At 44.6% G+C, this 14,056-nt stretch carries 11 protein-coding genes; 7 read left to right on the top strand and 4 right to left on the bottom strand.

Annotated features, from left to right (window positions below; translation table 11 throughout):
- Positions 1–42: 42 nt before the first annotated feature.
- From F824_RS0103125 to F824_RS0103115, 3 genes are read right to left on the bottom strand one after another with little or no spacing between them, the layout of a single operon-like run.
- Positions 43–2,511, bottom strand: coding sequence for a bifunctional UDP-N-acetylmuramoyl-tripeptide:D-alanyl-D-alanine ligase/alanine racemase (locus F824_RS0103125; RefSeq protein WP_019596396.1), 2,469 nt, complete (start codon positions 2,509–2,511; stop codon positions 43–45).
- A gap of 23 nt (positions 2,512–2,534) precedes the next feature.
- Entirely contained in the window at positions 2,535–3,590 is a 1,056-nt protein-coding gene (locus F824_RS0103120; RefSeq protein ID WP_019596395.1) for a lysylphosphatidylglycerol synthase transmembrane domain-containing protein, read from the bottom strand.
- Positions 3,591–3,592: 2 nt separating this feature from the next.
- Positions 3,593–4,342, bottom strand: a complete 750-nt coding sequence (locus F824_RS0103115; RefSeq protein ID WP_026333462.1) for a segregation and condensation protein A — start codon at positions 4,340–4,342, stop codon at positions 3,593–3,595.
- Between the two features lie 159 nt (positions 4,343–4,501).
- Here F824_RS0103115 and dxs point away from each other — a divergent pair, with 159 nt between their 5' ends.
- The 3 genes from dxs to F824_RS0103100 all read left to right on the top strand — a co-directional run bounded on the left by dxs (position 4,502) and on the right by F824_RS0103100 (position 7,571).
- Positions 4,502–6,424 (top strand): 1-deoxy-D-xylulose-5-phosphate synthase, encoded by a 1,923-nt coding sequence (dxs, locus tag F824_RS0103110; RefSeq protein ID WP_019596393.1) that lies wholly within the window; start codon positions 4,502–4,504, stop codon positions 6,422–6,424.
- 79 nt (positions 6,425–6,503) lie between these two features.
- Entirely contained in the window at positions 6,504–7,259 is a 756-nt protein-coding gene (locus F824_RS0103105) for an alpha/beta fold hydrolase (RefSeq protein WP_019596392.1), read from the top strand.
- Positions 7,260–7,277: 18 nt separating this feature from the next.
- A complete protein-coding gene (locus tag F824_RS0103100; RefSeq protein ID WP_139189612.1) occupies positions 7,278–7,571 on the top strand; it encodes a hypothetical protein in 294 nt (97 codons plus the stop codon).
- 15 nt (positions 7,572–7,586) lie between these two features.
- On the opposite strand, the gene F824_RS0103095 is transcribed toward F824_RS0103100, so the two are convergent.
- Positions 7,587–9,011 (bottom strand): DASH family cryptochrome, encoded by a 1,425-nt coding sequence (locus tag F824_RS0103095; RefSeq protein ID WP_019596390.1) that lies wholly within the window; start codon positions 9,009–9,011, stop codon positions 7,587–7,589.
- 81 nt (positions 9,012–9,092) lie between these two features.
- On the opposite strand from F824_RS0103095, the gene F824_RS0103090 reads away from it, so the two are divergent.
- From F824_RS0103090 to F824_RS0103070, 4 genes are all read left to right on the top strand, one after another.
- The gene (locus F824_RS0103090; protein WP_019596389.1) at positions 9,093–9,617 is read left to right on the top strand and encodes a hypothetical protein; all 525 of its coding nucleotides are present in this window, start codon (positions 9,093–9,095) and stop codon (positions 9,615–9,617) included.
- Positions 9,618–9,669: 52 nt separating this feature from the next.
- Positions 9,670–10,236, top strand: coding sequence for a hypothetical protein (locus F824_RS0103085; RefSeq protein ID WP_019596388.1), 567 nt, complete (start codon positions 9,670–9,672; stop codon positions 10,234–10,236).
- A 125-nt stretch (positions 10,237–10,361) separates the two neighbouring features.
- A complete protein-coding gene (locus F824_RS0103080; protein WP_019596387.1) occupies positions 10,362–11,297 on the top strand; it encodes a polysaccharide deacetylase family protein in 936 nt (311 codons plus the stop codon).
- Positions 11,298–11,599: 302 nt separating this feature from the next.
- Positions 11,600–14,011, top strand: coding sequence for an alpha-L-rhamnosidase-related protein (locus F824_RS0103070; protein WP_019596385.1), 2,412 nt, complete (start codon positions 11,600–11,602; stop codon positions 14,009–14,011).
- Positions 14,012–14,056: the final 45 nt, after the last annotated feature.

The following is a 14,056-nucleotide window of genomic DNA, read 5'->3' as shown; positions in this document are numbered from 1 at the left end:
TACCATGGATTCGGATCTTTTCGAGACTGATAGAAAGGGGTTTCAATCCAGGTAATACACACGCTTCACCCTGCTGCTGATATTGGTCAGCAATTCGTAGGGGATGGTTCCGATGCGCTGGGCAAGTTCCTTTAATGAAATTCCGGGACCATAAATCGTCACCTCATCCCCTTCCTTTGCTTCAACACCCGTGATGTCAATCATACACATGTCCATGCAGACATTCCCGATTACCGGGACGGGATGTCCATTGAGTAGGACGATCCCTTTTCCATTGCTGAACCTCCGGTCATATCCATCTGCATAGCCAATGGCAATGGTGGCTATTTTTCCGTTTTCGTGCATTTCTCCCTTTCGACTGTAGCCCACAGTTTCCCCTTTTTTCAGTTCTTTGATCTGGGAGATGGTTGTTTTCAGCGTGCTGATGGGCTTGAGCGCTTGGTCAAATTTTCCGTTAACCTCAACGCCATACAAGCCGATTCCCAAGCGGACCATTTCCATCTGGTACTCAGGATATCGGATGATTCCAGCCGAGTTTAGGGCATGGCGAAGCGGTTGATAAGCAAGATTTTCGGTGATTTGCGCACTCATGCGGATGAACAATTCCAATTGCTCCAGGCTATAGTCCTGATGGGCGCCCTCATCTGCTCCCACCAAGTGGGTATAAAGACTTGCAATGGTCAATTCTGGATAATCTTTGATCAATTGAAGCAAATCCTCCACCTGATTTTCCTCAAAACCCAATCGGTGCATTCCCGTATCAAGATCCAAATGAATTTTCATGGACAAACGGTTGTTTCGGCAAAACTTCCCCAGCTGAAGAAAAAACAAGGGGCTGTACACCACCGGTTCAAGGTCAAATTTCTGTAAATTCACAAAGGATTCCTGCATGGGATTCAGGACCATTATCGGCAAAGTGATCCCTTGTTCCCGCAATGCCACACCTTCATCGGTGTAGGCGACTGCCAAATAATCCGCTTTGAGTTGTTGAAGATGGTTGGCAATCTCTGTCGCTCCGCCTCCGTAGGCAAAAGCCTTCACCATCACCATCACTTTGGTATCAGGCAAAAGCTTGGTTTTATAAAAATTATAATTGTGGGTCAATGCGTTCAGGTTGATTTCCAAAACAGTTCCATGGATCCTTTGCTGAAGGCTGTTGACTATTTTTTCAAATCCGAAATTCCTTGCCCCTGTGACCAAAATCAGGTCATTGTCAAACTGGTTTTGATCCAAATTTGCCAAAAGGCTTTCCGTGTCTGGGTAAAAAACCGATCCCTCCGAAAGTTTGTCCTTCAGCACAGGGATTTCCTTTCCTACCCCAAAGACATAGTCAATCTGATGGTGATTGATCAATTCTGCAACTTCTTCATACACTGTCTTGGCATCTCCAACCTGTAGCATGTCGGAAAGAAAAAGAACCTTGCGTTTTTTGGACCGCTGGGCAGCCATAAAATCCAATGCCAAGCGGAGTCCTGCAAGATCATTGTTGTAGGTGTCGTCAATGACGAGGCTATCATTTGGTCCGGTTTTCAGGGTCAGCCGCATGTCTACCGCCTTGAGGTGGTCCAGTCCTTCTTGGATCTCGACCGCTTCCATGCCCAAGGTCAATGCCGCAACAATCGCATGCCTGACATTCTCGAGGGAGGCCGCATCGGTAAAAGGAACCCAAAAAGTGAAAAGACTCAGGTCCGGTTTCAAGAGGAGTATCTTTGACTTGTCGATTTCTTTTTTGACCGATAGGGTGTAGGTTGCCCCCGGTTCTTGGGACCAGCTGACCAACCTTTCGGCTTCAAAATTGGCTTCCAGATACCGGGCGGATTTTACCTGGTCCTTTCGGTAAACGATAAACTTTGACTTTTCAAAAAGCTTTGTTTTCTCTTCGAGTTTTTCGTCTTGGGAGGAAAAACCCTCCTCGTGGGCGGTTCCGATATTGGTGAAAATCCCAAGACTTGCTTGGATCATATTGGCCAATTTGACCATTTCGGCAGGCTTGGAAATCCCCGCCTCCATGACCGCTACTTGATGGTATTGCGCTATTCCGAAAATGGAAAGTGGCACGCCCACCTGGCTGTTGTAGCTTTTTGGGCTTTTGGCCACGGCAAACCGCTGACCAAGAATCTGACCCAGCCATTCCTTGACGATGGTTTTGCCATTGCTGCCGGTGATGCCGACGACTGGATTTTTGTAGAGCTGACGTTGGTAGGCAGCCAAAAGCTGTAACCCGGAAAGGGGATCCTCACAGGCGATAAATGTTCCTTCCTCTTTTCCGGCAATATTGATTCCCGAGCCTTTTCTGATCAAAAAATGACGAACACCTTTTTTATAGAGTTCCTCTATAAAGTCATGTCCATCCGATTTTGCCCCCTTCAGGGCCACAAATAAGGTGGTTTCGGGATAGACCACATTTCTGGAATCCACGATGATCTGGTTGATGATTTGTTCCTGGGATCCATGTAAAAGAAAACCTTGGACTATTTCGCAAACCTGTGAAGGGAGAAGGGATTGGATCATACGCCTAATTTAACCTTTTGAAATCAATCGGCTTTCTTTTTGAAAAAAACCTGTCGAATCCACCTTGGTAGAAATATCGCTCCCAATATCAAATACGGATAGTAAGAAAGAAGCCTCCACAATATACTGGTGACAAAGGTATATCCGGTCAGGAATTCGCTGAAGAATTGCCCAAAGAAAAACTCCGCCGTACCACTACTTCCTGGCGTGGGCGAAATCATCATCACAATCCACATGATCACCTGACGGGCAAAAATGATGACGTGCTCGATGGAGGAAAGGCTTTCATAAGCCCCAATCAGGGCATTGAGCATCAAGTAGCGGGAGCACCACACAAAGATGGTCGCTAAAATAATAGGCAACCAATACCTAAAATTCTTCCCTCTCAATTCTTTGGAAGCCTCCATGATCTGATTGCCATATTCATTGGCAGCATGTTTCCACTTTCTCAGCCACTTGATGGAATACAATTTTAGGAGGAGCCATTTGAAAACCCTCGGCCTGAAAAAAAGTGCCCCAGCCATGATCAGGGTATAAGAAGCATAAAGTCCATAGCTTGACCAAAACAATATTTCCAGGCTTTTGCCGAATTTCATCTCCATCACTTTGCTTGCGGGAAAAATATTCCCCTGAGCAAAGTACATGATGATCGGCGCGCCAATGACAAAGAACAAATTGTCAAGTATGGCGGTAACCATCACAAAAGCAATGGCCTTGCCCAACTTAATTCCTTCTTTGTTCAGGATAAAAACCGCGACCGCTGTCCCCCCAACCACAGAGGGCGTCACTGCGGAGGCAAATTCCCAAAGAATAATGACATAAATGGCCCTCGTCCAACTGAGATGTCGGTCCGTGATTTCCCTAATTCTGTACACATAGCCTGCATCCCTAAACAAAATCACCACGACAGCCAATAAAATCCACGCTGGGGAAGCGTCAAATACAACCTTTAGGGTTTTTGCATTGACGGTTGGATCCAAATAAAACAAGAGAAAAACAATCCCAAGGCCGATCAGGACGGGTACCCAAACGCGGTTTGGGTTGAGTGTCTCAAAAATCTTTTTATTGTCTATCTTCATATTTACACTATTGGCAAAGCTTGGGTTTTTTCAACCCAAAAATTATTAAATCCCTCCCCGATCCTGATCGTGATCAACGATAACTGAAGGAGTTCCAAGATGGCCAAAAATGTATAAATGACAAATATTTTATCGGCGTTATACCCGATAAAATCTGTGAAAGGAAGCGTGCTATTTAAACCGATTTTTTCCAAGACAAAGTCTTTTTGTTGTTCGATGGTATAAGGATACTGGATGACCGTATGTGTCGTTTCATCTGACCGCACCGCAAACTTGGCCATTACTTTTTGATAAACCTTGAGAAGCTTATACAAATCTATGTCTTGCATTTCGGATTCCACGTCATCGTATTTGGAAAGTTGCCTGATTTCTTCGAGGATATTGCCCCTTTTTTCTTTCCCAATGCGGTCCGCTTCCAAATCGGCAAGATCACCGATGATGGATTTGTATTTCTTGTATTCCAATAAATGCCTGATCAACTCTTCCCGGGGATCTATCTCAGTACCCTGATCATCCAATTCCGGTCTTGGAAGCAACATCCTTGACTTGATTTTCATCAGTGTCGACGCAAACAGGATAAATTCACTTGCCATTTCGATATCCAATTTTTCCAAATGATGGATATAATCCAAGAAGTCGTTGGTTATCTTCGAGATGGGAATGTCATAGATGTCCAGTTCGTCTCTCTCGATAAAGAACAACAATAAATCGAAGGGTCCTTCGAAAAGAGGTAATTTGATCCCGAAACTCACTGGATACAATTAAATTTATCTTATTTTTGCATTCAAATATATCCAATTAATACTATATTAACCTTTTGGATAGAAAGAAAGCTTGACACAAACTTTGAGGATATGAAAACAAACAAATCCAATCATGGTTTATATTTTTATTAAAGACAACATTCGCTGATGATTATAAAACCCGGTAAGTTACTCTCCCAGATCGATTCCCCAGCCGACTTAAAAAAGCTTCCAAAAGAACAGCTTGTTCAGGTATGTGACGAACTTCGTCAATTTATCATTGACAATGTATCTGTATATGGGGGACATTTTGGCGCAAGTCTTGGCGTGGTAGAATTGACAGTGGCACTGCATTATATCCTGGAAACACCCGAGGACCAGTTGGTCTGGGATGTGGGACATCAGGCCTACGGACACAAAATACTGACCGGAAGAAAAGAAGCTTTCCATACCAACAGGATTTACGGGGGCATTTCGGGATTCCCAAAAAGAAAAGAAAGCGAATATGACACCTTTGGTGTCGGTCACTCCAGCACCTCCATTTCGGCGGCTTTGGGAATGGCCTATGCTTCCAAATACAAAGGAGACAAGAAAAAGCAACATGTTGCCGTCATCGGAGATGGTTCCATGACTGGCGGAATGGCATTTGAAGCCATGAACCATGCTGGCGTTTTGGACACCAATCTGTTGATCATCCTCAATGACAACTGCATGGCCATCGACCCCAACGTCGGTGCGCTTAAAGATTATCTCACAGACATTACCACTTCCCGAACCTATAACAAGGTCAAAGACGACGTTTGGCACATTTTAGGCAAATTCAGCAAATTTGGAAGCTCCGCGCAGGAAATCCTTTCCAAAGTGGAAGGTGCCGTCAAATCCGCGGTACTCAAACAAAGCAATCTTTTTGAATCCCTCAACCTCAGGTATTTCGGACCGGTGGATGGCCATGATGTCAATCACCTTGCTGAAGTCTTGGCTGACCTAAAAAATATTCCCGGCCCAAAAATCCTTCATTGCGTCACGATGAAAGGAAAAGGCTACGGCCCAGCCGAAAATGGAGATCAAACCACTTGGCATGCACCGGGGCTTTTTGACAAAGTCACAGGAGAAATTTATAAAAAAACCGTTACCAGCCCACAGCCGCCAAAATACCAAGATGTATTTGGCCACACCCTTGTGGAATTGGCAAAAGCGGATCCCAGAATCATGGGTATCACTCCGGCCATGCCTTCCGGCTCCTCACTCAATATCATGATGGCAGAAATGCCGGACAGGGCCATTGATGTGGGGATTGCGGAGCAGCATGCCGTTACTTTCTCCGCAGGCTTGGCAACACAAGGCTTGAAGCCTTTCTGTAATATCTACAGTACCTTTATGCAGCGGGCCTATGATCAAGTGATCCATGACGTTTGCCTCCAAAATCTTCCCGTAGTCTTTTGTCTGGATCGGGCTGGATTTGCCGGCGCAGATGGTCCAACACACCATGGGGCCTATGACATTCCCTTTTTCAGGTGTATCCCAAATATGGTTGTGAGTGCCCCGATGGATGAGGAAGAACTGCGAAACTTGATGTTTACAGCATCAAAATTTGAAGGACCTTTCTCGATACGGTATCCAAGAGGTCAAGGCGTGATGCCGGACTGGAAGAGACCGATGCGGGAAATTCCAATCGGACAAGGAAGAATTATCCGGGAGGGAGAAGATGTTGCGATTCTGACCATAGGACATATCGGAAACTATGCCACCGAAGCGACGGATGCACTTGCCAAGGAAGGTTTCAATCCTGCGCATTATGACATGCGTTTTGTCAAGCCGCTGGATGAATCGCTACTCCATGAGATTTTTAGCAAATTCAAAAAAGTGGTCACCGTAGAGGATGGCGCTGTAATGGGTGGATTTGGAACAGCCGTTTTGGAATGGATGATGGACCATGGCTATTCCGCTCAGGTGAAACGCCTTGGCATTCCCGATGCCGTGATCGAGCATGGGGAACAATTGCAACTGCACCACGAATGTGGTTTTGATCCAGAAGGAATCGCCAATGCTGTAAAAGAATTGGCAGAAGTCAAAGTTGGAAGCTTTCATTGATGGCTTGCTTTTAATTCCCCTAACTTAAAGAAAACTTCAAATCCCAGCATTCCTGCTGGGATTTTCTTATTTTTCAGGGATGATAAAATTTAGCCAAAAAGGGAAAGGGCCAGCACTGATATTACTTCATGGATTCTGTGAGTCCAAAGAAATGTGGAACACTTTTGCAGAACGATTTTCAGAAGATTTTGAGGTTTTTTGTCCGGATTTGCCCGGATTTGGGGAGACCCGTTTGGAACAAGATCACATTTCCCTTGAAGAGGTCGCTGTGATGCTGCAGGAATGGATGGCTGAACAGCAGATCGAAAAACCCATCCTCATCGGTCATTCCTTGGGTGGCTATGTCGCATTGGCCATGGCGGAACTGATGGGTGGGGAACTCAAAGGAATTGGCCTTTTTCATTCGACTGCTTTTCCTGATGAGGATGAAAAAAAACAGACCAGAAACAAAACCATCACCTTTGTCAAAAAATACGGTGTGGATAAGTTTATGGATGCCTTTGTTCCCCCATTATTCTCGGAAGCGCATCGGCTCAGCCAAGAAGACCAAATAGCACAACTAGTCTCTTCAGGAAAAAGGAGTTCAAAAAAAGGCATCCTCGCCTTCATCGTCGCCATGCGGGACAGAAAGGATCGGATAGACATTTGGCAACATTTTTCAGGAAAAAAGCTTTTTATCGCAGGGGAAATTGATGGCGCCATCAAAATAGAAGCCAGCCGCAGACACCAAGCATTTGCCACACATTACCACGAATTGGAAGGAGTTGGCCACATGGGTATGTTCGAAGCGGAATCTGAATGCTTGGAAATCGTCGGGAAGTTTTTGGGAAACTAAGTTTAAAATTATATTTTGATGCGTAATTTTTTTATTAAATACAATCTTAAAGATAACGGGATGTCGAAGGAAAAATCCGAGAAATGGTTAAATCTGTACCCAAACTACAAGGCTTATTTTTTCAAAAAAAGTCTGCCTCTGAACGTGCTTGGTGGTGTTTTATTCTATCTTTTGATCATCAGGTTTGATTTCAACAATCTGATCCAAATTCAAAAGATAAACACGGCACTTCTGTATTTGGTGTTCATGTTGATCATCCATTATTTTCTCCTATACAAGCCCAATAAAAAGATTCACGAATACAATTCCTGATACACAGCCCCCTCCTTAGACCACAGGAATCTTGACCACGGGATGTGGATAAGTATGACCAGGATTGATCCCCAATTGCTTTAATGCTTTGGTCGACAGCTCAAAGGGCTGGTGAATATCAAATCCCTCGATCTTTTCCAATTCAGGGATCCAATGTCTGACGTAACGCCCTTTTGGATCATAATTGGTTGCTTGTCTGAGGATGTTGAAATATCGGTTTTCCCTGGGATCATTGCCCACACCGGCCACATACATCCAATTCCCCCAATTGCTGCACACATCGTAATCGATCAGCATGCGCTCGAAGTAAGCTGCTCCCCAGGTCCAGTTAATGCCTAGATCGTTTACCAGAAAGCTAGCCACAATCTGACGGCCACGGTTGGACATAAAACCCGTTTGATTCAATTCCCGCATATTGGCATCCACGAAGGGGATACCCGTTTTGCCCGCTGTCCAGGAAGCAAAGATTTGTTCGTCTTGACTCCAGCTATCCACATGGTTTTTGATTCCAGACAGCTTGAAGACCTTGCTTCCATGCTTTTTGCAGATAAACCTGAAGTAATCCCTCCAAATCAATTCGAAGACAAGCCAATACGTGGATTGATTTTTTTTCACTTCCCGCTCATAGCGCAGCACTTCCTCAAAAATATACCTTGGAGAAATGCAGCCCAGTGCCAGCCAGGGAGAAAATTTGCTGCTATAATCAGCCCCTAACAAACCGTTCCGGGTTTCCTTGTACACTTTTAGACAATCATTGTCCCAGAAGTAGGCCTGAAGTCTTTTTTTGGCTTCGTCCTCCCCCCCTTTGAATTCCAAAACCGCTCTTTTGTCCTTGGGCATTTCCCTTAATCCAAATGTGGATAAGTCCGGAAGTGCTCCTTTTTGGATCTCCAATTCAGGATAGGGAATATTGGTGGGGGTTGGAAAAGTCTTTCTGATTTGAGAAAGTTTTTCACAGTCTTTTCTGAAATGGGTAAATACTTCAGGAGTTTGTGTAACGGGAAAAGGTAGGTCTTGGACATTGTAGAGCGTACTTTGCCAGAAGGATTCCGTGGCGATCCCGTTTTTCCATGCGTATTGCTCCAAATCTTCCTCAACCTGTTTTTCCTCAAGGGTCACTTCTTCCGAGAAAAAAATGGCATTGGCCTGGATCGAGATGGCTAAATCTACCACTTCCTTCTCGGGAAGCCCTTGTAAGACAACAAGATCAGCGCCTAGGATTCGGAGATTTTCCCTGAGGTTATCCACAGCTTCCAACAGGAATTTTGCCCTGAATTCCCCGGTTTTGGAGAGCCCTAATTTACTTTCCCTAAACATCCGGGGATCGAAACAAAAAACAGGAAAAATCTCCAGCCCCTTTTCTATTGCAGTGGACAACACTGCATGATCATGAACCCTAAGATCATTTCTAAACCAAACCAATATTCTATCGTGCTTCATTTGACATTTTAACAGCTTGTGGAGGAAAAGTGTTTATGAAGCCCATGGGTTTAATCCATAATTTGGTTATGTTTGAAATCCATGACTACCCAATCCGATTCCATGTACAACAAAGCCTCCCTATTTCTTCTTTTTTCCCTATTCGTAGGGTCAAGCGCTTTTGCCCAAAGTCAAAAATTAGACATCAAAAAACTTACCTACCAAGGTCTAAAGTACCAAAGCTCCCAGAAGCAAATCGAAAAGACTTTGGGAGAAGCCTTTCGGGTTTATGTACCTGAAGAGGAATGTGGTGTACTTGCCAACAAAAATCCAGAAGCTCAAATCTCTACCCTGGATTATGGCTTTATTTCTTTTACGGGAAATGAAAAAACAAAATTTATGCTCAGCGAGCTCAACTTCCTGTTGAATCCAAAGGCGGTTGTCGTCTATGAAAACTCCCCCATTTCCAATCAAACCAATAAACAAGAATTGATTGACCTGTTTGGCTTGGATCCAGAAGTGGTCAAGGAAAAAGGATTGTTTTTTTGGTTGGAAAACAAAGACGCTTATGTTTTTCAATTTGAAGATGAAAAATTGGCAAGAATCTCCTATTGGTCCTCTTGTTGATAAGCCTATTTATATTGCCCAAAATTAAATTTTACACACTTATAATAGTCCTATGAAAAATTACATTTTCCTTTTTTTTGCAATCCTTACACTACCTGCTTTTGCACAGGAAAAAATAGGTTCCCAGATGTTTATGGAAACACTCAAACAGCATTGTGGAAAGGCTTATGAAGGGACTGTCGTAACACCACTAGCGGACAATGATCCTTTTGCTGGAAAAAAATTGGTCATGCATGTGCGAAACTGTGACGACAACGTGATCAGGATTCCGTTTTTCGTTGGCGAAGACAAATCCAGAACTTGGGTTTTGACGCTGGAAGACGGCTTGATCCTACTCAAGCATGACCACAGACACGAAGACGGGACCGATGACAAGGTGACCATGTACGGCGGTAGAACGGCCAATACAGGAATGGCTGGGATCCAGTTTTTTCCAGCGGATCAAGAAACCGCGGATTTGATTCCCTATGCAGCCAACAATGTCTGGTGGATCACGGTGGATGAAACCTCCTTTACCTATAATTTAAGAAGAATCGGAAGTGATCGTTTCTTTTCCGTAAAATTTGATTTGACCAAGGAAATAGAAACTCCGGATGCCCCTTGGGGATGGAATGATTGAGATTGAATTGGGCTGTCCGCAATTGGAATTCTGAATTGCGGACAGCCCTTTTGACATGAAATTCTCTCGGTTTCGATATATTTCGACCGTCAATTCGAATGGCTCCTTTAAACCCAATCTACCCGATGAAGAAAATCCTCCCCGCTCTCTTTCTGATTTTTTTGACCTTACCGATCCACGGCCAAGAAAAAACATTGGCTGAAAAGTTAGGCTATTCGAAAACCGACAAATTGCTGATCATCCATGCAGATGACATCGGCTTGGCCCATTCCGAGAATGTGGCCACCTTGGCCTCTATGACCGAGGGAATGGTCAATTCCACCAGCATCATGATGCCCTGCGCCTGGTCAACGGAGGTCGGGGAGTTGATTCAAAATTTTCCCCATTTGGATGTCGGGGTGCACATTACCCTGACCAATGAATGGTTCAATTACAAGTGGCGGCCAGTGGCATCTGCCGAAAAAGTACCGGGATTGATTTCAGAGAGCGGCTTCATGCATTTTGACTGTGCCACGGTTTCTCAAAATGCAACACCAGAGGAAGTGGAAACGGAAATGAGGGCTCAAATAGAAGCTGCGCTGAAAATCGGCATCAAACCCACCCATTTGGATTCCCATATGGGCTGTGTTTTTTATGGAAGACCGGAATATGTGGCTTCCTACCTGAAATTGGGCCAAGAATATGGGATTCCAGCGATGATCACACCAGAAATAGTGGAATCCATCATCAAGGCCAATCCTTCCCTTTTCACTGAATTTGATGTGGATAACTTGCCTATCATTACCCAAATTGCAAGCGCATCCCCTCAGGAATACGATGAGAAAGGAATGGAAGGGTATTACACAAGCTTGTTGAACAACCTTCAACCCGGAATCACTGCCCTTTTGATCCATTTAGCTTTTGACGATGCAGAAATGCAGGCCCTTACCCTTCGCCATCCTTACTGGAATTCGCCCTGGCGGCAGGCTGACTATGATTTTTTCACAAGCGAAAAAGCCAAAAATCTTATTGAAGAAAACAACATCAAATTGGTCACTTGGCGCGAAATTGGGGCTTTATAAAAAAATGATCGCTTGCGAATTTGTCGACCGCAGCGAGTCCTTCGAAGGAAGCGTTAAAACCAAAAAATGCATTAGGCTTCCCAAGGAGGTTGGAAACCATAAGGAAAATCAGATTATTTGAAATATAAGGCGTGGCGCCAAGATGGGGAAGTCAAAAACAGCAAAAAACCGACTGCTTATTAGGCAATTTTAGTCTGAATAGAATTGATACTGTATAAAACGGGTTAAATAAGCTGAAATTCATAAATGGGGTGGTCCGAAACGCCTACCTTTATTCAATAACCATTCATAACAATCTCCCAATGAAAAGCCTTTCCAAAATCCTAACGACTGTCACTTTGCTGTTGGCAGTCTTTGCTTGCGAAAAAAAACCAGCAGAAATCGTCCTTTTCAGCATGATGGATGGGGTCGAAGGACTTTCAGGAAAGACTGAATACCTTGCATCCCCCTATGTCACGGCAGGAGACCGGGTGTATATGGTCGGTCATCAGGATGGAAGTTTCCCTGATTTGGGTTGGCACGTGGAAGGTGAAATGGGAGGGATCTGGAACCATCCCATCAAACTCATGGATGGATTCACCAACGCCATAGAAATCGAGGGCAATCGCTTTTGTTTGGACAATGCCAGTGCATTCATCAACTATCCCTTTGCCAACAAGCATGAATTCAAGAATTCCGTCCCTGGCTTGGAGGTAGAACGGTTCCAATTTGTCCCAGATGGAAAGCAAGGATTGGTCATCGAATACCTTTTTAAAAATGTGGATAAGTCCAAAAAAAGCTTTGTATTTGAATTTGACGGTCATACTGACCTGATGCCAGTCTGGCTCGGCGATCGGGCAGGCATGATTGACCATGTGGATAACTTGGTTTTCGATGACCAAAGACAAGCCTGGAGAGGCAAGGACGAGGGAAATGAATGGTATGTATTGTTTGGTGCCAACCAGACGGCCAGCCATTCTCAGGGGGATTCTTCCCTTTGCAATTATTTCCCACAGGGAAAGGGAAAGTCCGCCAAGCTCAGCTATGAAATGGAGCTTTCGGCAAACGGGGAAGGAAGCCTTAAATTTTTTATTGCAGGATCTTACTCCGGTTTGGATGACGTGCAAAAAACCTTTGACCTGATCAAGACACATCCCGAAACCTTTTTGAAGGACAAAAGAACAAACTACGACAGAATAGCCTCTTTGTCGAAAATCACCATTCCGGACAAGGAACTTGAAAAAACCTTTGAATGGGTCAAATACAATACAGAATGGCTGGTGAGGGATATACCGGAAGTTGGCCGGGGACTCGGCGCCGGGATGCCCGATTACCCTTGGTGGTTTGGCGTGGACAATGAATACACGCTCAAAGGCGCCATTGCCACAGGGAGGAAAGACTTGGTGTACGCCACGGTTGATCTTATCCACAAACTGTCCGTACAGGAAAATGACAACGGCAAAATCGTACATGAAGTGAGCACCAATGGAGTGGTCTTCAATCCCGGAAACATCAATGAAACCCCTCAATTTGCCTCCTTGATCTGGTATGTTTACCAATGGACAGGAGACAAAGCATTTTTGGAAAAATATTATCCAACAATAAAAAAAGGTCTGGTTTGGCTGATGGAAGAAAACGACAAGGATGGCAATCTTTTTCCAGATGGCTATGGCATGATGGAAATCCACGGATTGGAATCGGAAATGATCGACGTGGCTGTCTATACCCAAAAAGCTTTTGCAGATGCCGCCCAAATGGCCCTCCTGATGGCGGAACCAGAGGTCGCCAGAAGTTATCAACAGACCGCTGACCTGATGAAAGCAAAGATCAACACCGATTTTTGGGTGGAGTCTGCCAACTCCTACGCTGATTTTATCGGGACTGCAGCGGAAACATTCCCCTTGGTAGATGCCGCGATCATCCGTGCAGATACCTTGGGCAAACCTTGGGCAGTGGAGGAATTAAAACTCTTGCGAAAAAAGTTATCCACATACCCAAGAAACAAAAAACAGGGATTTGTGCTCTTTCACAACTGGGTGGTCAATACACCGATGGAGATGGGAATCGCCGATCCCGAAAAAGCCATCAAGGCACTTGACAAGGGCAGTAAGTTCGTCAATCCTTTTGGGGTTTTTGTGACCGGAATAGACCGGGACGAGGCCTCCCAATCCGAGGACGGCTCCTTTACGGGGAGCAAAGTGTTCTCTTATACGGGTGCTGTCATGACCTTGCCCACGGGCGTTCAGGCCATTTCGGAAAACAATTATGGGAGACCTGACCAAGCACTTGCCTACCTACAAATGATGGTGAAATCATTTGGATTTGCACTTCCGGGATCGATTTATGAGGTTTCTCCAGATTATGGAATGATGGCTCAGGCTTGGAATCTCTACAGCTTTGGGGTCCCCATAGTGACTCAGTTTTTTGGAATCCAGCCGGATGCAGGCAATAAAGTTATCCACATTTCAACCCAAATGCCTTCGGATTGGGACTCCGCAAAAATTGAAAAAGTATTGATCGGAGACAATGTTCTGACCTTGTCATTCCTGAGAGTGGAAGGGGAAATCCAGTTGCAAATCAACCAAACGAAAGGGGATTGGCAAATCGATTTTGTTTTCCCGACGGGGAAATACAACGTTTGGAAAGTCGGCGGAAAAGAAGTGGAAAAAACAAGGGTTGGCAATCAGGAAGTCTTCCGAACGTCTGGTACCAGCATTTCTGCAAGCTTCAAATAAGGAAATCTTGTGATTCTCTAGCCAAAAAAACAGGATTCAAACCAT

It is taken from the genome of Rhodonellum psychrophilum GCM71 = DSM 17998, from assembly GCF_000381545.1.
GTDB classification, from domain to species: Bacteria; Bacteroidota; Bacteroidia; order Cytophagales; family Cyclobacteriaceae; genus Rhodonellum; species Rhodonellum psychrophilum.
The sequence above is the reverse complement of the archived record's forward strand: the minus strand, read 5'-3'. Positions and strand labels throughout refer to the sequence as shown.